This window comes from Nostoc sp. FACHB-110, assembly GCF_014697425.1.
GTDB lineage: Bacteria > Cyanobacteriota > Cyanobacteriia > Cyanobacteriales > Nostocaceae > Nostoc_B.
The window spans coordinates 1-20,112 of the sequence record NZ_JACJRU010000038.1 but is presented as its reverse complement, the minus strand read 5'-3'; the positions used below and the strand labels follow the sequence as shown (position 1 = coordinate 20,112).

At 38.8% G+C, this 20,112-nt stretch carries 20 protein-coding genes; 5 read left to right on the top strand and 15 right to left on the bottom strand.

Going from position 1 to position 20,112, the window contains the following annotated elements:
• Nucleotides 1-2: 2 nt before the first annotated feature.
• Nucleotides 3-908 carry a ribonuclease HI gene (rnhA, locus tag H6G69_RS25890; RefSeq protein WP_190691992.1) on the bottom strand — a complete coding sequence of 302 codons (906 nt, stop codon included), beginning with the start codon at nucleotides 906-908 and terminating at the stop codon, nucleotides 3-5.
• Between the two features lie 565 nt (nucleotides 909-1,473).
• Here rnhA and H6G69_RS25885 point away from each other — a divergent pair.
• On the top strand, nucleotides 1,474-1,914 hold the full coding sequence (locus tag H6G69_RS25885) for a hypothetical protein (protein WP_190691991.1): 441 nt from the start codon (nucleotides 1,474-1,476) through the stop codon (nucleotides 1,912-1,914).
• Between the two features lie 106 nt (nucleotides 1,915-2,020).
• Here H6G69_RS25885 and H6G69_RS25880 read toward each other — a convergent pair whose 3' ends face one another.
• From H6G69_RS25880 to H6G69_RS25855, 6 genes are all read right to left on the bottom strand, one after another.
• Nucleotides 2,021-2,170, bottom strand: a complete 150-nt coding sequence (locus tag H6G69_RS25880) for a hypothetical protein (RefSeq protein ID WP_190691990.1) — start codon at nucleotides 2,168-2,170, stop codon at nucleotides 2,021-2,023.
• 141 nt (nucleotides 2,171-2,311) lie between these two features.
• Complete coding sequence (locus H6G69_RS25875) at nucleotides 2,312-2,761, bottom strand: AAA family ATPase (protein ID WP_190691989.1); 450 nt, start codon at nucleotides 2,759-2,761, stop codon at nucleotides 2,312-2,314.
• Nucleotides 2,762-2,779: 18 nt separating this feature from the next.
• Nucleotides 2,780-4,291 carry an FAD-dependent oxidoreductase gene (locus tag H6G69_RS25870; protein ID WP_190691988.1) on the bottom strand — a complete coding sequence of 504 codons (1,512 nt, stop codon included), beginning with the start codon at nucleotides 4,289-4,291 and terminating at the stop codon, nucleotides 2,780-2,782.
• Nucleotides 4,292-4,548: 257 nt separating this feature from the next.
• Nucleotides 4,549-5,013 carry a cupin domain-containing protein gene (locus H6G69_RS25865; protein WP_190691987.1) on the bottom strand — a complete coding sequence of 155 codons (465 nt, stop codon included), beginning with the start codon at nucleotides 5,011-5,013 and terminating at the stop codon, nucleotides 4,549-4,551.
• The gene (locus H6G69_RS25860; RefSeq protein WP_190691986.1) at nucleotides 5,003-5,443 is read right to left on the bottom strand and encodes a GNAT family N-acetyltransferase; all 441 of its coding nucleotides are present in this window, start codon (nucleotides 5,441-5,443) and stop codon (nucleotides 5,003-5,005) included. The genes H6G69_RS25865 and H6G69_RS25860 overlap by 11 nt, the downstream gene beginning before the upstream one ends.
• A 34-nt stretch (nucleotides 5,444-5,477) precedes the next feature.
• On the bottom strand, nucleotides 5,478-6,371 hold the full coding sequence (locus tag H6G69_RS25855) for a LysR family transcriptional regulator (RefSeq protein ID WP_190691985.1): 894 nt from the start codon (nucleotides 6,369-6,371) through the stop codon (nucleotides 5,478-5,480).
• Nucleotides 6,372-6,534: 163 nt separating this feature from the next.
• On the opposite strand from H6G69_RS25855, the gene H6G69_RS25850 reads away from it, so the two are divergent.
• Both H6G69_RS25850 and H6G69_RS25845 read left to right on the top strand, forming a co-directional pair.
• Nucleotides 6,535-6,864, top strand: coding sequence for a hypothetical protein (locus H6G69_RS25850; RefSeq protein ID WP_190691984.1), 330 nt, complete (start codon nucleotides 6,535-6,537; stop codon nucleotides 6,862-6,864).
• Nucleotides 6,836-7,468, top strand: coding sequence for a glutathione S-transferase family protein (locus H6G69_RS25845; RefSeq protein WP_190691983.1), 633 nt, complete (start codon nucleotides 6,836-6,838; stop codon nucleotides 7,466-7,468). Before H6G69_RS25850 ends, H6G69_RS25845 begins: the two co-directional genes overlap by 29 nt.
• Before the next feature lie 66 nt (nucleotides 7,469-7,534).
• Here the strand turns inward: H6G69_RS25845 and H6G69_RS25840 are convergent, their stop codons facing one another.
• The 3 genes from H6G69_RS25840 to H6G69_RS25830 form a co-directional block, all read right to left on the bottom strand.
• Entirely contained in the window at nucleotides 7,535-8,041 is a 507-nt protein-coding gene (locus H6G69_RS25840) for a GNAT family N-acetyltransferase (protein ID WP_190691982.1), read from the bottom strand.
• Nucleotides 8,042-8,133: 92 nt separating this feature from the next.
• The gene (locus tag H6G69_RS25835) at nucleotides 8,134-9,420 is read right to left on the bottom strand and encodes a serine hydrolase (RefSeq protein ID WP_190691981.1); all 1,287 of its coding nucleotides are present in this window, start codon (nucleotides 9,418-9,420) and stop codon (nucleotides 8,134-8,136) included.
• 164 nt (nucleotides 9,421-9,584) lie between these two features.
• Nucleotides 9,585-10,178 carry a pyridoxamine 5'-phosphate oxidase family protein gene (locus tag H6G69_RS25830; protein ID WP_190691980.1) on the bottom strand — a complete coding sequence of 198 codons (594 nt, stop codon included), beginning with the start codon at nucleotides 10,176-10,178 and terminating at the stop codon, nucleotides 9,585-9,587.
• A 149-nt stretch (nucleotides 10,179-10,327) separates the two neighbouring features.
• Here H6G69_RS25830 and dacB point away from each other — a divergent pair, with 149 nt between their 5' ends.
• Nucleotides 10,328-11,788 (top strand): D-alanyl-D-alanine carboxypeptidase/D-alanyl-D-alanine-endopeptidase, encoded by a 1,461-nt coding sequence (gene dacB, locus H6G69_RS25825; protein ID WP_190691979.1) that lies wholly within the window; start codon nucleotides 10,328-10,330, stop codon nucleotides 11,786-11,788.
• 207 nt (nucleotides 11,789-11,995) lie between these two features.
• Here the strand turns inward: dacB and H6G69_RS25820 are convergent, their stop codons facing one another.
• The 3 genes from H6G69_RS25820 to H6G69_RS25810 all read right to left on the bottom strand — a co-directional run bounded on the left by H6G69_RS25820 (nucleotide 11,996) and on the right by H6G69_RS25810 (nucleotide 17,489).
• Entirely contained in the window at nucleotides 11,996-12,757 is a 762-nt protein-coding gene (locus tag H6G69_RS25820; protein WP_190691978.1) for an FHA domain-containing protein, read from the bottom strand.
• A gap of 240 nt (nucleotides 12,758-12,997) precedes the next feature.
• Entirely contained in the window at nucleotides 12,998-15,703 is a 2,706-nt protein-coding gene (locus H6G69_RS25815) for a PAS domain S-box protein (RefSeq protein ID WP_190691977.1), read from the bottom strand.
• A 610-nt stretch (nucleotides 15,704-16,313) separates the two neighbouring features.
• Nucleotides 16,314-17,489, bottom strand: coding sequence for a DNA double-strand break repair nuclease NurA (locus H6G69_RS25810; protein WP_190691976.1), 1,176 nt, complete (start codon nucleotides 17,487-17,489; stop codon nucleotides 16,314-16,316).
• Nucleotides 17,490-17,758: 269 nt separating this feature from the next.
• Here H6G69_RS25810 and H6G69_RS34510 point away from each other — a divergent pair, with 269 nt between their 5' ends.
• Nucleotides 17,759-17,890 carry a hypothetical protein gene (locus tag H6G69_RS34510; RefSeq protein ID WP_277883464.1) on the top strand — a complete coding sequence of 44 codons (132 nt, stop codon included), beginning with the start codon at nucleotides 17,759-17,761 and terminating at the stop codon, nucleotides 17,888-17,890.
• A 37-nt stretch (nucleotides 17,891-17,927) separates the two neighbouring features.
• Here the strand turns inward: H6G69_RS34510 and H6G69_RS25805 are convergent, their stop codons facing one another.
• Together H6G69_RS25805 and H6G69_RS25800 are read right to left on the bottom strand one after the other, a co-directional pair.
• Nucleotides 17,928-18,713, bottom strand: a complete 786-nt coding sequence (locus H6G69_RS25805; protein WP_190691975.1) for an HAD family hydrolase — start codon at nucleotides 18,711-18,713, stop codon at nucleotides 17,928-17,930.
• 398 nt (nucleotides 18,714-19,111) lie between these two features.
• The gene (locus tag H6G69_RS25800; RefSeq protein ID WP_190691974.1) at nucleotides 19,112-19,651 is read right to left on the bottom strand and encodes a GAF domain-containing protein; all 540 of its coding nucleotides are present in this window, start codon (nucleotides 19,649-19,651) and stop codon (nucleotides 19,112-19,114) included.
• Between the last annotated feature and the right edge of the window lie 461 nt (nucleotides 19,652-20,112).

The following is a 20,112-nucleotide window of genomic DNA, read 5'->3' as shown; positions in this document are numbered from 1 at the left end:
TTTTATTCTTCTTCACCTCCTACGCGATCGCCTCGTTCCAGTTCCCAGAGAATTTGATTGCCTTCGCGCCGGACGCGTGAAACTATCCAGTTCCGCCAACGCCACTGATCTCCCCTGCTAGTGACGGCACTGGCGTGGACATCCATCAAATCAGCTAGTTCTGAACTAGTTATTAGGTAGCCTTTTTCAGCGATTTCATCAGCAATACGTAGAGTTTCAACCAAGTTGCGGAGTTGTCCGACCCTCATTTCGGGAGCTATTGTGTCTATGCCCGCAGTATTCGCGGTGGATGGTTCCATAGCGGTTATATCTGATACAGAACTAATGGTTTCTGGTTTTACTTTGTTAATTATTGTCGAGTGTGCCTTATCTTCAGAAACTTTTGCTACATTTAATTTATGAGAAATTGGTAAAGTTTTGTGAGCATCAATCAGTGATAATTCTTGCAGATGTGGAATTTTACCGTGAGCAAAACCCCTAGCGATCGCATCACAACGTTCGTTACCAACGTTACCAGCGTGACCACGAACGTGTTGCCAACTAATTTGACGGGTATTTAGTTCATCTAAAACTTCCAAAAGGTCTTGGTTTTGCACAGGATTACCGTCTGCTTTTTTCCAGCCTTTTTTTTTCCAATTTTTTACCCACTTGGTAACACAGTTGATCAGATATTCGCTATCGGTATAGAGAGTGATGGGTTGAGATTGTCTAGTGGCGTGGAAATATTTTAAAGCTGCGATCGCAGCCTGCATCTCCATTTTATTATTCGTGGTGTGGGGTGAAGCATCACCCATTTCGTGAACTGCGCCATCTTGAAAATAAACTACAACACCCCAACCGCCAGGGCCAGGATTGCCAGTACAAGCACCATCAGTGTATATGCTTTCAATTATGGGTTGGGTAGACATGATAAGGATATCGAAACCGCATGGGTATGCCAAAAGAATTCTGTGAACACATCAGCCGCCACTACAACTTGTAGAATTCCGCCTTTGTTCAGAACTCCCGGAAGATGAAAGTCAAAAATTTAGCGGCAAAAGATGGGTAGCAATATATATGTTACTGTCGTAAAAATCAAGTATTTTTTTAGGTAAAGTCAAAATAAAGCACGTAGACATACATCATAAATCTTATACAAGTTAATTCATTGTCTGTTGTGGCTGATACAATTTTGCCATCTATTCAAATTAACATTCCTCAAATTGCTATCTTAGGGTAGAACTTTCTATCTTTATGTATTTGATGGCTATTTTCAGTTAATCAGGTTTTCAAAAAGAGTAATAATAGTTATTGATATACATTTCTAATAAGTTTTGAGTTACCTTCTCATACAAAAGAAGGCTAATTTTCTTTTGGGTAAATTTACTCAAAACATAGTAATAAATCTTAATAATAAACTAGAGAAGTGTATTGATTTTGAATGTGAATTATGGTGCGATCGCTGTGTAAGTCATTGAATGAAAGGAGGTTCAGATGAGTCGTCTTATTTATGAAAACTCAGTTTCATACAAAGGATATCTCATCATTCCGTTTGTGTTTGGCAAAGCAGATACCTACGAAATATATTCCTATAAGCTGTTGTCAGAAATTGGCAATAAAAGCCAATTCCACAAAGCAGATAATCCAGCAGCAATTTATGGCAACAATATCAGTAATATTATTGATATTGCTCAAGAACACCTTGACAAAAATTCAGAATTTGTCAGTCAAAAAGATTGCTTTAAATCGCGTTATATTTTCCGCAATCATTTAATAATTATCTTTGCAGAAGAAGGCAAATATTTCTACGACCATTACCCCCCAGAATTATTAAATAATATTGCAGCACCAAAATTATTCAATTCTGAATTTGAATGCTTAAGTTGGATTCAAGCCGGATTAAATGGGCAATATGTCCGACAGTCAGCCAGCTAATGATTTAGGGAATCGGGATTAGGGAGTGGGGAGTAGAAAATAAAAAACAATTTATTCCCCGCTTCATTATCCCTGACTTTTTTGAGAAGTCGGGGATTTAATCTGATTAAATGGGTGCAGTGATTAATTGGCGAATAAATAGGCTGTATTCATCCTTCATAGGAAGGTCTAAATCTCGTCGAATACGTCGTCGTATTGCAGGAACAGGCAGACTGGTGTAGGTTGGGTGGAGGAACGGAACCCAACATTCACGCATACTTTGTTGGGTTACGCTATCGCTACACCCAACCTACTATTCTCTTAACTTCGCCCATCTAATCTGGCAACTATATATATTCCTGGCAAAACACAATAGTCATGGGCAGTCTCAAATACGCGCATTCTGCTATCAAGTTCATCAAATTTCACGTTGCCATTCCTCAATCATGAAGGAGTAATTCAATTCAGTTTTAACCGAATAAATGGCATTAAAGCCTTCTGTCCAACTGGGTAAAACTAATTTCTTAGCAGTGGCTAATAATCCTACTAATGGGACGATTTGTTTGGGTGGTCTTTGGTGATTGCGCTGTTGGCAATCTTCTAGTTGAGATTGAAAATAATAACCCACAACTCGAAAACCATTGGCTTTGGCTGGGATGATGTAGCGTTTTCTATTTTCGAGGGTGGGATTAGTATTGTCTACCACAAAACGCTGTTTAGCTGTTAAACAAGCTTGCAAAAAGATATGCTCACGATGACGAGTTTTGAGCATATCTAAATTGATGCGGATGTGGGTATGAAAAAAGTTGTGGTGATAAAAAGTGGATTTACCTGCTCCTTGAATACCGATAAAAATAATGGCTTCCATTGATGGTTAATCAAATTACTATGGCAACCAAAAGTTAGGTAAGATAGCTTTACCTAAATTACGGGCTGTTTCGTTGAGCGATCGCCCAATTTGAATATGTACTTCATCTGCTTCTACAGGTAAAATCTCAGCAGGTTGACCTTGTTGTAAGTAAGACGTTACGAGATTGGCGGCTTCTAAACCTGTAACGTAGGCTTTTTCTTGCGACCATGAACCGTGACGAGTAATAATCCAATCACCACTCATAAATACGTTGGCAAAACTGGTTCTGGCTGGCAACATATCACGATAACTACCAGGTGCAAAGTGAGTCACTGCATTTGGTAAGCGAATGACACTACTATCAATTACTTTTGCTTGTTTAAATGCTGGTACACAAGTGGCTAAATAATTATGAACAATAGTAATAATTTCATCATCATTTAAATTGAGCAATTGATTGGCGTGATAAAAATCAGCTTCAATTACAGTCCCCGGCTCATTTTGATATTCATCATGCAAGGCATTTAAATCAAAAAATGTCCATCCAGTAGAGTCATCAAAGCCAAAGCAAGCATTAGAAGGACGCGGAATATCAATTTTGCGATCAAACCACAGCCTAGTTGCTAACACATCAATTGCGCCTAAATTATTCAGATTCCGAAATTCTTCCCGACTTTGTAAACTAGGACTCGAAGAAACAATTTTCTTTATTCCCGTAATCCCAACGGCAAAAATTACGGCATCAGCATCAAAAACTTGTTCACCACAAACTACACCTGTGGCGCGATTATGATCATTGACAATTACATCAGTAACGCGATGTTTAGCTAATACCTTACCGCCCAATTTTTCAATTTTTTTTACCCAAGGACGAAAGATTTTTTCGCCTACAGTTCCTCGACACCAAACTACATCAAAATTAGGTTGATGCGCCAAAATAAAATAATAAAGCATTCCTAATGTGGCGGCGGCAGAACATTGTTCTCCTGGGGCAAATAAGCCAACCAACAGCATTGGCTCAAACGCATCACGATAAAGTCTTGCAGATACACCAAAATCTTTGAACAATTCCCGCGCTGTGACAGAATCATAACGTCGCCAAGCTGCATCGGAGTTGTCAAAATCAATCACAGCATAAAGTAAAGGTAAGGCACTGAGACGGTCAATTAATGGCAAGCGTTGAAAACGAGTGTAAACAAATGTACCCAAGGGTGCAGGTAGTTGGGGCATTTCTTGAAAAATTGGTGATTCGACTTCTAAGCCTGCGGGTGAATATTGCGCCGAACGAGTCCAGCTAGTGAAGGGGTTAATGTCTAATTCGTTAATTAGGGCAAAAATATTTCTGTAAGGATACCAAAAACCGTGGATGCCGGCTTCTACAGATTTACCGCCTGGGGTTTTCCAACCTGCAACGAGTCCACCTGGATAGGGGCCGGCTTCTAGAAGTGTCACGTCGTACCCTTGCTTTGCCAAATGGTAGGTTGCACCTAAACCAGCCCAACCTGCTCCCACGACTACTATACGTTTTTGTTGTGACGCTTCTGTCATTTTACTCTCCGATGATTGCAACCCATCAATTAATGTATCCGAACTTGCGTTTAGCCGCAGAGGGAAATTTTCTCGGAAAAATACTTTTGTTGTCTTGAGGATGATGCGATCGCTTTTCAGGAGGACAAGTTTTTATTGATTGTATAATCCAGAGGATGCCTTGATTTGCCAAATATCAGCAATTTTTTCTTTCATAGAGTAAGCTGCCGTATTGAGGTGGCCCGGATAGACAATAAGCATCGCAGATTATCCATCAATTAAGATTGATATAATGTTCCATCTTTAGTTGTAAAAATCCATTTACCATTACCATCGGCTTTGGCTATCAAATCATCATCGGGATAAGCACCTTCATCATTAGCAGTTCTATCACCAACTTCTAAATAAATCACGAGATCATCAGAACGGTTGACTAAGTGATGTCCATTTTCTTCACCAGCCGGAAACCCTGCCATCATACCTGGTGTGAGAATTTCTGCACCTGCATTAGTTATTAATGTGGCTTCCCCTGAAAGAATATAAATAAATTCATCTTGTCGGGTGTGCCAATGTCTTAAAGCCGAACAACTTCCTGGTTGTAAGGTAACTAAATTAACACCAAAATTTTTTAATCCGGCTGCATTTCCTAACGCTTTTTTAACTCTACCTTTGACAATATGTTTAAATTGCTCTGGGTAATTTGAAGTTGTCCGATTAGGAACATTTTCGGGGTCAATAATCATTGTTCTTCTCCTGATCCAAGTGGTTATAACGATACATTAATTTGAGATTTCCCACATTAGTAGTAAACCCCCAACGCTCATAAAAGGTAATCATTTCTGGCAAGCAGAAAAGTGCAATATGTTCAACTTGCTTTAATTGGGGATGGTTGACAATTCCATCCATTAATTTAACACCAAGTCTTTGATTTCTATGGCTTGGTTTAATGATGACATCATAAATAGTGGCGCGATAAACAAAGTCAGTTAAGACTCTAGTAAAACCAACTAATTTGTCTTCATTATCGACTAAACCTAAAATAATATCTGAAGCCTTGAGCATTTTTTCAACATCTTGATATGTGCGCTGTTTGCTCCAAAATTCATTTTTATACATATCTACCAACTCGACAATCTGTTGAGAAGTGAGTTGATGTACGAATTTATAAGTCATAATTTAATTACTCATAACTACTTCCCCAACATTATCAATAAGTAGCTTTAACCAAGGTATAAAAATCAAATTTCTTTAGCATCTCCAAAAATGTAAACACCGCAGGTACATGAAGTGCATTACTTAAGATAGCGATCGCCATTACCCTTTCCATTGGTTCTGGTAAGCTATAAACCTGCACTGCTTTAGGAATTGGCACAGCTGCTAACCGTGGCAAAATAGCTGCTTTTAATCCTTGATTTACTAGACTAACAATTGTCGAATCTTCTTGAATATCAGCAACAGTTTGGATAAAAGGTGCTACTTTTTTGATGTGATGATGTAGTGCTCTGCCACAGGGTAAACAAGCTAATAAAACTGGAGAATAAACTGCAATATCGTCCCAGCTAATTGTTGAACCTTTGATTTTAGCTTCAGGTGGTAATAGCACTACATACTCATCTCGCAAAATTTCCCACGTTTCAAATTCATCACTAGTGGGAAGGTAAGTAACACCAATGTCAGCGCGGCCATCACGCAAGCATTGTTCGACTTCTGTATAGGCTATAGATTCGATAATAGTGACGGCGACTTCTGGGAATTGGTTGTGAAATTTAGCGATCGCTTTTGGTAATAAGTGCGTCGCAACGCTGCGAAACGAAGCAATTCGCACATGGCCGCCATGCAAACCTTTGTGCAAGTTTGCTTCCCGCTCCATCATTTCTAAACTTTGTAAAGCTTGACGCGCATGATAGAGGATGCGATCGCCGGCAGGTGTCAACACCGCGCCATGACGACCTCTAGCAAACAAAGGTACACCTAATTCTTCTTCTAAAGTCGCAATAGCATGACTAATTGCTGGCTGAGAAAGCTGCAACTCCAATGCAGCCTCACTAAAATTACCACACTCGGCTACTGCCACCACTGCACGAAGTTGGGAAAGTTTCATGGCCAATGATGTAATCGAGACTAGATTATCTTACAAACAGATTATAGGAATAAATCTTTATATCTATAAATCGCATTTATAGAAACTATACAAGTAATGTTTTGATTACCCACAGAGACATTGCTAAAGTTCTAATTACTAAGCTACTTTCTCAAAGAATAATATGAAAAATAACCTGGTTTGTCTAGAATCTAAAGACATAGAAACAAATTGTAACCCAATCTTAAACAAACAATTACCAGTCCGCCAATATGCATATATCCCAACAATACTGCGATATATTTGGGCAAAATTCCAGCAAGCTTTATTAGCAGACCCTAACGAATTAAAAGTCTGGAAAAAAGTTGATCGCCAAGGTAATAATTACTGGGTTGCTTACGACCCAAAAACTGAAAAGTCTTTTGCTTCTGGCTCGGAAGCTGATGTATGTATATGGATTGAACAAATATCGAGGTCTGATAATTATGGACGAACTGACTTTAGTAATTGGTAATAAAAATTATTCATCTTGGTCGCTACGCCCTTGGATAATTATGAAACAGGTCGGCTTAGAATTCCAAGAGATTAACATTGCCCTATATAAGCCAGATAGTGGCGAAAAAATTAGGCAATATTCTCCCTCGGGAAGAGTACCAGCCTTAATTCATGATGATTTAATTATCTGGGACTCTATCGCTATTTGTGAATATCTAGCCGAAGTATTTCCACACCTTTATTGGTGGCCGCAAGATAAAAAACATAGGGCCATAGCACGTTCTATTAGTGCAGAAATGCACTCTGGTTTTTTAGATTTGCGCCAGAATATGCCCATGAATTGCCGTGCTAAACTTCCTGGTCAAGGTTTAACGCCAGCAGTACAAAAAGATATTGATCGCATTACTAATATTTGGCAAGAATGTCGGCAGAATTTTGGTCAAAGTGGTGATTTCTTATTTGGTCAATTTACAATTGCCGATGCTTTTTTTGCTCCGGTAGTTATGCGCTTTATTACCTACGATGTGCAGTTAGACGATATTTCTAGAAATTACGCACAAGCTATTCTAGAATTACCAGCGATGCAAGAGTGGTTAGCAGTAGCTAAAAGAGAAAAATATTGATACCACAAGGCTTGAGCAATTTCAGATGTCAAAAATGCTGTATGAGATGCTGCTAGCTATTACTTGCTAGTTAAAATCAAGCTTCATTATGAAAGAAATACCACCAACGCGGTTAACAACTTCGCTACCAGGGACAACTTGCCAGCCAAATCGTTGATACAAATGCAAAGCAGGATTTGTGCTTCTAATACTGAGTGAGATTGCTGGGTAAGCTGTTTGAGCGATGGTGATTAAATGAGCGAGTAATTGAGTACCTATACCTTGATTTCTGTATTCTGGGAGAGTTGCGATCGCGAGTTCCGGTGTGCGATCGTCAATATAGCCATAACCAGGATTTTCTACCGTGAATAATCTCAGCCATGCGGCTCCTACAGGTTGATGATTACTGTGATGGATAGCAATCACACCTAAATCATCATTCGTTCCCCAAGCTTGAACATACTTAGCCAAATCAGGATTATTCATCAAATCCTGCATCGTTTTACCTTCGGCTTGGATATGCGCTGCTTCGGATAGCATTTGCCAGAGAAACGGCTCATCTTGTTGGGTTAGTTGGCGAATCGTAACATTCATACTTGACTTAGTGTAGAGTGCGATCGCAAAAAACCCCTAGATATAAATATCAGGGGTTGCGTTAACTAAAATATTAATTTCCCGCGCCCAAATCATTCAGATTTGCTGGCAACTCTTGGCTGATCTAAATAACCATAAACAAGTCGAGAAACTTGATTAATAAAATCTCTAGCTTTTAAATCATTAAAAGGTCTTCTGACAAAAATTCCGGCTAAGTAACGCTTACCAGATGGCATTTCAATAATTCCAGCGTCACCCAAAACAATTCCTAAAGTTCCGGTTTTGTGAGCGATGACTGCACCTTTACCAAGACCAGCAGGTAATAATTTGGTATTATGAACACGCTGCATAATACTGATGACTTTGGCATGGCTAGAGTCAGTCAATAACTTATTGCTGGCTACTAATGCTGACAGACGCACTAAATCTTTCGGGCTAGTTTTATTCGTACCTTTGAAGTCGCCTAAGAGATTTTGAATGTAGGTGTTTTGTAAACCCCAACTGCGAAAACGCTGATTTAATTTAGCTTTACCACCCAAGCGATCAATAATCATGTTGGTAGCAGTATTGTCGCTGATGGTAATCATTTGAGTCGCGGTTGCTAAGAGATTAAACTTAGTACCAGCACGCTTATATTGCATTTCACCAGAACCACCAGTCATTAAATCACGGCGCATGACTAGGGTTTCATTTAGGTTGACTCTACCTGCATCAATTTCTTGAAATAGGGCAATTAAAATGGGGAATTTAATTGTACTAGCGGCAGGAAATACTTTTTCTCCGTTGAAGTCGAGATAGTTACCAGTTTCTAAATCTAAGAAGAATAAGCCAGGATCAAGAGAACGATAACGCGCTGCTAATGCTTGTACTTGCGATCGCAATTGTGGTATTTCCTTACCTAAAGGCACAACTCCGGCAAACAAAGAAACATCGCTAACTGCAACCGGAATTTGTTCTTCACTAGAAGCAACAACATTACTATTACTATCAATGCGTTGTACCTGGGGAAATTTCACTATCCAATGAGTTGCAGAATCACCTTGAACTAATAATTTAGCAGGGTCAACAGTATACCCTGGTGCTAATTCAATTACTAGTCTAGTGGTTGTTTCATCAACCTTACCAACTCGAATTTCTCTGACTGTTGCCCCAAAGTTTTGACGAACTGTATTCTTATCAAATTCAGTTCCTGGTAAATCAATTACGAGTCTTGTAGGATTTTGAATTAAAAATGCTCTTGGTTTTACTCCAGATGCTGTTGTAATGTTGAGTTGATTTTGCGCCGTATCAAAGTTCCAAGATTGTAAGCGTACTGCTCTTACAGGAGAAGAAAGCAGGACAATACTGACAACGCTAAGTAAAAAAAAGCGTAATCTCATGCGTGTGATTATCAGAGCGACAGTTGAATTTACTTGCACTAATTTTCGGGAGTGTTCCAGTTGATCCGGAATAAACTCGAATCATAATTCGGGACAATTCCTTACGTCAAGACACTGAACTAAAATAATAGTTCCTTTAGCAAAAAAATAAATTCCCATCACTTTTAAACTTCTTGGTTTTGACTGATAGCTAACTCTTCTGGCTCCAGGAATTCACTTAGCGGAGTTGGTAAACCATCAATGCTAATCCGGTTTTTCTTTTGTTGATATTTCCTGACTCCTTCTTCGCCTTTTTTACTCGCCCAATCAACTAATACCTGACGCTGACCTTGATATTCATAAAGTGGCACACCAAAGCCACAAGAAGTTTGCACAATCTCAATATCAGCTACAACAATTTGCCGAGTTCCTGGTAGCTGAGGAAACACAGAATAAGTAGAATCCCACTCAGGAGAATTCGGTAAAATTACAGATCCTTTGCCATAAAGTCGCAATATACAAGCAGGTTCAGTGAAAGCACAAAACATAAAAGTAATGCGCCCATTTTCTTGAAGATGAGCAGATGTTTCGTTACCGCTACCTGTTAAATCTAAGTAACCTACTTTATTGGGTGATAGGATACGAAAACAATCTAGACCTTTAGGTGATAAATTAACGTGACCTGTGGGACTTAAAGGCGCGCTACCAACAAAGAACATCTGTTGAGCAGTAATAAACTCTTGTAGTTCCGCAGTGATACCTTCAAAAAGTTTAGCCATAGATGGTTAAAAATAAACAGTTGGGAGTAGAGAGGGGAAAATAAAGGCGACAAGAATGTTTTTTCTGACTATGAACTAAAAAAGTTGACTTGCTAGGGCAGTAGGAGTTTAAGCAGCACATGGTTGAAGATTTTAGTCGAAGTTTGAGTATGTTTTCTAGAAAAATTTCTCTGAGCTTGCTATTGTTGTTTTTTGGAACTCACATTAGTCTGGCTCAAAGTGCAGTTAAAGCCCAAACTCCACCTGCAACTACAGCAAAAACACTTTGTCCGGCTCAATTAGAAGCATCTATCAATACAGTAATCAATCGTCCTTTATTTAGTCGCGCCCGTTGGGGAATTTTAGTAAAAAATTTGGCTGCTACTCAAACTCTTTACAGCCATGATGCCGAGAAATACTTTACACCAGCTTCTAACACTAAATTATTCACCACATCTGCGGCATTAAAGCACTTAGGCGCAAACTTTCGCATTCGTACTTCTGTTTATCAAGATAGTGAAGGGATTTTGCGCGTAGTTGGTAGGGGAGATCCTAGTTTCAAAGATGCTCAATTGACAGCCTTAGCCAAGCAGCTGCGTCAACAAGGCCTGACTCAAGTTAATGAACTAATTGCCGATGATAGTTATTTCCAAGGTGATGTTGTGCCTTCTAGTTGGCAATGGGAAGATGTGCAAGCTGATTATGGTGCGCCTGTTAATAGCTTAATTTTGAATGAAAATGCTGTTGAATTAACAGCCATACCTCAAAGTGTGGGACAACCATTGCAACTAAGATGGGATGATCCTACACAAGCCTATCAATGGCGCGTGGTGAATAATTCTGTGACTACTGAAAAAGATGAACCAGGTGCAGTTGCAGTCAGCCGTGATTTAAAAGGGGCTGTGCTGTATGTTCAAGGGCAATTAGCAGTAAATTCACCCCCCAATACTACGGGAATTGCTGTTTTTGACCCGACACAAAATTTTTTGCGCCACTTGCGCCAAAGTTTAGCTATAGAAGGTATTACGGTAAAACAAACATCCATTGCTATGGGTAGTATTAATGCACGGGAAGTTGCAGTTGTAGAATCTCCACCTTTATCTGATTTAATCAAAGAGACAAATTTAAATAGTAATAATTTATTTGCTGAGGCTTTATTGAGGAGTTTAGCGAATAATCAACCACTGGCTAAAAATCAATCTACGATTGATTTAGGCTTGCAAGTTATGACAGATACATTAACAAAATTAGGTGTTGATTCTAATAGTTATAAATTAGTAGATGGCTCAGGCATATCGCGCAAAAATTTAATTACGCCAGCAGCGTTAGTCCAAATTTTACAAGCAATGGCGACAGCACCAGAAGCAAATATCTTTCGAGATTCTTTACCTGTGGCGGCTGTCAGTGGCAGTTTAATCAATCGTTTTCGTGACACACCAGCAGCCGGAATTGTCCAAGCCAAAACAGGAACTTTAATGGGTGTTGTCACTTTATCTGGTTATGTTAATTCTCCCCAATATGAGCCTTTAGCATTTAGTATTATGGTGAATCAATCTGAACAACCAGTTACTAATATTAGACAAGCTATTGATGAGGTTGTGGTGTTGTTAGCACAGTTACGTCGTTGTTGAAAAAAGAAATGGGGAACAAATAAGTAGGACTTACGCAAAATATCTCTCAAACTCTCATTTCTCCGTGAACTCTGCGCCTCTGTGGTAGCCTGCGGCAAGCCGCTATCGCGTCTACGATTTTCAGTAGCTTGTGCGTAAGTCCTGATAAGTTGTGACAGTTTTTCGTATGCAGATAAATATGATTTGTGTAAAATGTATTTAGAGCAATCATTTATGCATAAGTCGCTGGAAAAATCGCAAATCATAACCGAAGATTTTTCCGGTTGTAAAAATTAGATAGCCAGCGAAAAATAATGCAGATGTTACTAGCAAAAGCAACAAGTTCACGGAAGCAAAAATATTCCCAGTAAAGATAATAACTGCGATTCCTAAAGCAATTAAAATCCATCCAAGCTGGCGATAGCTACGCGGCTGACACAGCACAAAAATTCCCGTCACGCAGAGAATAATGCCGGGAATTCGCAAAATTATGCCAACATTAATACTGGCAGTTAAAATGACGATGCTGGCGACCATTAAAGTTAAACCTACCAGCTTGGTTGTTTGATTGACCACAGTTGGTTGATGTTGATCAATATGAGTGAGATGAGAACTAGCCAGTAGATTTGGCTGTTTGTATTGAAAGATAAAAGTGACTTTATGACCTTGCCCCAAGTCGATGCGATCGCCTAAATTTAAATCATAGCTAACTCCTGGTTCTAGCTTTTCACCGTTGAGAAATGTACCGTTAGAACTGCCTAAGTCTTCAATGAAATAATTGTTGCTATTGACCTGAATTTGAGCATGGATACGCGAAACTACTTCAGCATATGGTAAATGGGAAACGTCAATATCTGGCGGTGTTTGGTCGTTTGGCTTACCAATGCGAATCACTATGAGATTCGGTGGGAATTCAAAAGTTTTGTTACTCTGAACATGGAATAGCTCTAAACTTAGCCCTATCGTGCTAAATTGATTGACATTTTGCATGGCTTTCGGTTGTAGTGCTAATTCTATGTTAGATAGTTTAGGCGATCGCTGCTGGCTTGGGAACTTCCCAAAGATGAGAATTTGTTTTTCTTGATGCAGAGAAATTTACATGCCAGAAAAGTGATTTGATTTAGTGGTAATTCACAGGTGCAGAACATCAAATTTCTAGTTGAAATTAAATCCCTGACCTTTAAGCAGTCGGGGATTTAATGTGACAATTTCTCTCTGACAAAAGCATTTTTAATTTACTGTCACGGGAATTTTAATGATAAATTCTGTGCCTTTTTCTAGTTCTGAGATGCAGTGCAAACTACCGCCATGTTTTTCCACAATAATTTGATAGCTAATAGAAAGACCTAGACCTGTACCTTTACCTACAGGTTTAGTTGTAAAGAATGGGTCAAATAAACGCTTGCGGATGTCTTCGCTCATCCCAGAACCATTATCAGAAATGCGGATAGCGATAAAATTGTTATCTAACATTTCTGTGCGAATCCAAATAGTAGGTGCAAAAGTTTTACCTTTACTAATAATCAATTCTTCTAAAGCATCAATCGCATTAGTTAAGATATTCATAAATACCTGATTTAATTGTCCAGGGTAGCAATCTACTAAAGGCAAATCAGCGTATTCTTTAACAATGTTGATGCAGAGGCCTATGCCGTTAGTTTTCCAGCGATGGTGTAAGATTAACAATGTATTTTCAATTCCATCATGGATATCTACTAATTTTTTATCAGCTTCATCAAGCCGGGAAAAATTGCGTAAGCCTAACACAATTTCTCGAATGCGATTAGTACCCATTTTCATGGAATTCAGAATTTTGGTTAAGTCATTGCGGATAAAATCTAAATCTACTTCTGCGGCAAATTCGGTAATTACTGGTGTTGCATCTGGGTAATGTTCTTGATAAAGATTGAGCAAATTTAGCAAGTCTTGAACATATTCACTGGCGTAAGTAATATTGCCATGAATAAAGTTAACTGGGTTATTAATTTCATGAGCAACACCAGCTACTAATTGTCCCAAGCTAGACATTTTCTCATGTTGAATGAGTTGAGATTGGGTTTGCTGCAATTGATATAAAGCTTCCGTTAGCTGTTCGGCTTGAGCTTGAGCGGCTAAAGTAGCAGTGCGACTTTGATGATATAATTGGGCGTGATCAATAGCGATCGCTAGTTGATCGGTAACAGCTTGCAATAGTCCAATATCACTATTACTCCAAATGCGATCGCCATCACAATGACTACAAACAATTGCTCCTAATTCACCAGCATGGTTTTTAACGGGTAAGAGTAATTGAGCAGTTATGCCAAACTCTCTTAACAATGCTTGCAGATTTGGCTGATTAGATAAATTTTCGTAGCTACTGTCAATGCAAACCAATTCTTGATTTAACAGCATTTGTGCTAATAAATCATAATTTTGGATTGACAATTTACCTAAAATCGGAGCTAAATTTGGATGCCTTGCTTCGTGAGTAATTTCTAAGTTAGTTGATGAAATACCTGGAGAATATTGCAGAAAGTAACAACGGTCAATTTGTAATAAACTCCTAATTTCCTTGACAGCAGTTTCTAAAATTGTGTTGAGGTCAAGAGAACTCCGAATTTGACTAGCTAAACTAAGTAATAATGCTTCTCTGCGACTCAATAACTCTTCTCTTGCCCAGATTCTATCAATAGCAACTGCAATATTATTAGCAATCCAATTTAATAAATTATGGCTTGGCTCATTAAATACTTCTTGACGAAATAAAGCAATAATTCCAATTAATTTTTCTTCAACAATTAAGGGGTAAGCTGATAATTGCAGCCTGGAAAGGTGTTGGTCAATCAGACTACCGGAATAATTAAAACTGAATTTTTCATTCAAAATTGGTTGATAATTATGTGCCATAATCCCAACAATTTTGTTGGCGACCAAGATATGGTTAGGAAATTGGTTATGACAGCTTAACGCACTACAGCTAGTATCTTGGCAATGCACTCCAGCTTGTAATTCTATTTGCTGTGTTTGTCGCTCAAAAGTCCAGATACATACAAAGTCAACATCAAGATAATTAGAGATGGTGTTGGTACAACTTTGTAAAATATCTGATAAAGCACCACCTTGAGATAAAGCTAAACTAACTTCTGCACTTAATAATGATAAACGCGATCGCTCTAACAAAGCTAATTCTGAAAGCTTCCTCTGTGTAATATCTGTACGAATAGCTACATATTGTTGTGGTTTTTTCAGACTATTCAACGTCGGGACAATTAGCGTGTCTACCCAATAAAAACTGCCGTCTTTGGCTTTGTTTTTCACTTCTCCGCGCCAGATTCTCCCAGCAGTAATAGTCTGCCATAAATTAGCAAAAAATTCCTGAGGATGATACCCAGAATTAACTATCCGATGGTCTTGCCCTAATAATTCTTCTCTAGAGTATTGGGAAACTTCACAGAATTTATCGTTAGCATAATTTATGCGTCCTGTTGCATCAGTAATTGCTACTAAAGAATGAGCATTTAACGCAAATTTGAATGCTTCTAACTCTTGAATAGTTTTTTGCAATGCTATTTCATTCTCTTTTTGTAGCGTAATGTCACGAGCCACAGCATAAATTAACTGTTCTTCAACAAATGGAGTTGAAGACCAAGATAACCATTTATAAGAACCATCATGGCACAAATAGCGATTCTCAAAGTAAATTGTTTCAAAAGACATCGCTAGTTTTTGAGCTTCTAAAAGCGTAGTATCTTTATCGGCAGGATGTACAAACTCAATAAATGGCTTACCTAGTAATTCTTGTTGTGACCAACCTAAAATTTTTGTCCAGGCTGGATTGATTTCTTTAAAATAACCATCAAATCCTGCAATACATAATAAATCTAAAGATAGAGAAAAGAACCGAGAATATTGTTCTTTTGCTTGGTCTTGAATTACTGGGACTTGTGCTTGCATATTGAGATTTGTTGGTTGTGTTTGACTTTATAAATCTTGAGAATCTTGGTGAAAATTCACTTTCACATTTCACAAGCCATGCCAATAAAGTACTAGCAACTCGACTAGATAAAATTACTCACATCTTGCACGCCTGCGACTGAAGTCGCGGCTACACAGACAAAACCCGCACTTCGACAAGCTCAGTGACCACCTGCGCGGGTTCCAAACCCTTGATTTCTCGTCAGTCCGCGTAGGCGGACTTCGTTTGTATAGCCGCGAATTCCATTCGCTGGGGCTAGGTGCAAGATGTGAGATTAGTCGGTTAATAGCAACAAAAAATCATGAATATTCACAGCAGTGTTTAAACTGCTGCACTATATTGATAACTTGACATTTTCGAGTACGAGTAGCTTTTTGTTACCCAATCTTCTAAGTATAGATTTCCCTAAAAAAGTATGAAGTAAACATGAACCACAACAAATTCAAATAAGAAGTGTTAAGCGAACAAGTTACAATATGTTGCCAATAAATTAATAAATATTTACAAATCTCCTCGGCGCAGGGAACAGGCGGCAACAAAAAGGTAAACTGAGCTTTTTACCAAATCCAACATGAGTCCCAGATTTTTTTAAGCAATACTGCCGCGCTTTCTGGCTTCTTTGTAAGAAGTCCCAACGTTTTTTAAGCCAGCTTTAATCATTTGCTTTTCCAAAAGGGCAAAGAAACGCGCTTTATCACCACCTCTAACCACAGCTTGATTATGCGCTTCTGCGATCGCAACTGGGTAGCCATAGCCTTTTTGAACTTGTGCCAACATCAAACCTAGGGCTTCATCAAACATAGTCTGATTTTCTACAACCCAGGCTGGCACTTCAACTCTGGCAATTTCCGCCCCAACATGAACATAACAAAAATAAATATTCTGCCCTTGATAAAACTCTAATATTCGCGCATTACTCCGCCAAAGAGGGCCGCGTTGTCCGGGTTGGAGTTGGGTTGACCACAAAGAAGTATCCCGCAACGGTTCAAAGACTTTGCAAGGAACTTTTTCTAACTGATTAGGGCAATAACTCAAACAATCAGGGGCGGGATGTGGACAAGCCATCAAGCGCAAAAAGTTGATACCTTCTACGTTGCGCGAAGCACTCAAATAACCCATCAAAGGGATTTGGGCTTCGCGTAACTGCTGCCAAGCTTGTAAAATCGGCGGTAAGATGCGATCGCGTGCATCTAGGGGTAACTGTTCTAAAAACCAATAAACTAAGGAACCATCCACCATTGCCAGGTTTGGCCCTTCACCTTTAGATGCACAGGCTAATTCTGCCAATACCGTTGTTTCACTGGCTGTGCGACAGAAACTCATCCATTCTTCGGTTCTAATGCCCCACTGCCGCGACGCATATAAATCTTCAGGGCGGTAAAATACTTCTGGCAAACTATCAAGAATTGGGTGGCGATTTTGACCGTAGTGCAGCACTACTCTACCGATATTTAACAAATAACAGTAAGCAATTTCATGATGACTAGGGGCAATTTGCGAACCGTCAGTAGCAATTACAGTATGAACTTTAGGCGGTACAGGAATATCAATGCGAGTTTCTAATGGCTCAATGGGGGTAGCATTAGCAAACAGAATGCGATCTCGCCATTTTTCTTGACGTTCAATTAAATCTTGCTGATACTCGTAAGCATTTTTTAAATGTTGTTGTGCTAATTCTAAACGCTGGCGACCTGCCACAGCTTCTAAAGAAAGATGCTGACTTAAACCCTGCATTTGTCGCGCTAATTTTGTTAGGTCAAGCATAGATTTTTAACCGCAGCCATTAATTAATCAAGCATAAAATATAATTCTAGACATAGCTTATTGGTCAAATGACCACAAAATGTTACCTATGGTAAAGTTTGACCCTTATAAAACTCTACCTACCAGTGCTGAATTACCAAGTTCAGATGATACACCTGTGGATAATGAAGACATATAGCACCGCAATTTGTCTTAGAAGTAGTTTCTAAAACCCCAGATGATGAATTGGGCGTTCAAACTATATATCTGGCTCAGTACAAAGAGAAGTATTGTATTGGTATGATCAGACTGGCGATCGCTATTTAACTTCTGATGAAATTGCTCAAATAGAAAGACAACAACGGCAAAAACTAGCAGCCAAACTCAGAGAATTAGGCATTGACCCTGATAACATGGAATAATAGAGAGACGCAAAATTTTGCGTCTCTACAATTTTTTTCACAACCAATCAGAGAAGTTTTTCACAAACTGAGACAACGATAATAGTTGAATTCGCGCATCGTCTTGGGCAGCTTTTCTTTCTGGTTGCGTATTATAGCCCCAATCTGCCAAGAAAAGTTTCACATCTTCCAGGTCAGCTTGCTGTTGAACTAACTGCAAAGTTTTAATTCTGTCTTCCACAAACCATAAACTTACTGGTTGTTGATTCGCTGAATGAATCAACTCGCGTAAAATTTCGTATTTAGGACGTTTGACTTCTTTGCCAAAAATTGCTGCAGGAGGTAAATTAACTCCTTCTTGTTGTAACAATTGTTGTACAAATCGCCCTTCTTTAGTGGTGACGATAAATACCTGAACTTCACTAGCAAGAGTCAATTTAATTTTTTCGATGACACCTGGATAAAACTTGTGCAAACTCAGCCAGCCATCTAAGTCTGTAGATATCCATTCATCTCGCAAATGGTCGAGTTTGGTAGCAATTTCTTTGGCTACTAAATTATCTTTTAAGAGAATTTGTGGAGTAATTTTTGTCCATTCTTGCAGAATTTCCTCATCGGAAATTCCAGCTAACAAAGCTTTGATTAAAACAGGCATTTCCCAACCTGTTTCAATTACAGGTCTGAGGCGATAGAATCTTAAAGCCAAGTCATCTGGTGGCGTATCGTCAGCAGGCGACCAAATTTTACAATAAGTACGCCATGCTACCTCAAAATATTCAATTAGTCCATCGCAAATAACTCCATCAAAGTCTAAGGCTAAAATTGTAGGACTAGTTGCCGTCATTTTTTTTGAGGATAAAAACTGCATTTGTCAGCTTACCTGACAATTTGAGATTATGCAGTAACCTTTGTTAGTGTTTCTTGTTTTCTTGAGGATAGAGCTTAGAGAGTATTGCCATGAAATTGGCGCTCGCTTTGTTCGTCTTTCTGCTCTTCCAGCAGCAATGCTTTTTTGGAAAGTGGTCATGCTTTCCACGCAGAATCATCAGGCTTTATTTCCGGGCAACTGCATCTTAAATTTAAAGTGATGGCAAATAATGGGTTGTAGGATGAGTTAGTTCTCTTGATAATGGCGGCTCATGGATGAGCAAAATCAATCAAGAACTTTAATGCACACATTTTCTTAAATGTCAACATTCATTGTACCAGTTGAAGGTGCGTTTGCCCTGACCTTTGCCCCTGCTAGCTGGCAAAAATTTTGCTATCCGTTGCTAGGGTTTCTGCTGCGGCTTGCATTAAACTGATATCTGCTGGCGACCATTCATGTGGTTCTTGGCAATGATGGGCTACTAGCAGTCCCCATAATCCCTTGGGTACTAAAATCGGGACAACTAAGTTGGCACGTACTTGTAGGCTTTGAAGAAATTCTCGATGACAAGCTTCAAGAGGTTCTAGATAAATATCAGCCATCGCTCTTACCCTACCTGCTAAATATAAATCTGCATACTCATTCGTAAAGCAATGATCTTGCCCTGTAGAACCTAAAATAGAATATTTTTCTGAACTTAACGCTTCAAAAGTCACCTGTCCATGCCACTGCCAGTAAAAGTAATATAGAACCACGCGATCAACTTGCAGAGCTTCTCTTAGTTCTTGCGTTGTTTGCCTGATTAAGGCATCACGCTGCATTGTTCTCACCAGGCGTTCTAAAACTCTTTTTAGCCCCTGTTCGACAGGTTGGTTTGATCTAGGGTCAAATTCCGGGTAAGAGTGAATTTGCACAGTTCTAGTAGTTATGAGTTAAGGCAGTCTCTAAGATTTATATAGTAATTTATCCAACCTTTTCTTGAAAAGAATTTTTAGATAAATCAGGGTTATTTGATATTAATCAAAACAGAAATGGATATTATTTTTGACTAATATTTCGAGAATACAAAATTTCCCGTTAAAAGCCGGATTTTTTGCATAATTTATGAGAAAAAATAGAAATCTTAAGATTAATTTAACCTTTGTAAATTAGTGGCGATCGCTAATAATTTCAATGTCAAGTATTTGCAATAAATATTTACAAAATATTGTACTATAGCAGTCTTAAATGAATGAAAAATCTACTCTTCACTTCCTACTTCCGTCCTCATACCAATTTAATATGAAGCTGCATAGAATAGAGCTTCCAGGATAAAGTTATAAGAAGACACAGAAATTACCTGCTCAAATGTGAGTTGGTCAAAGATTTCTTGGAT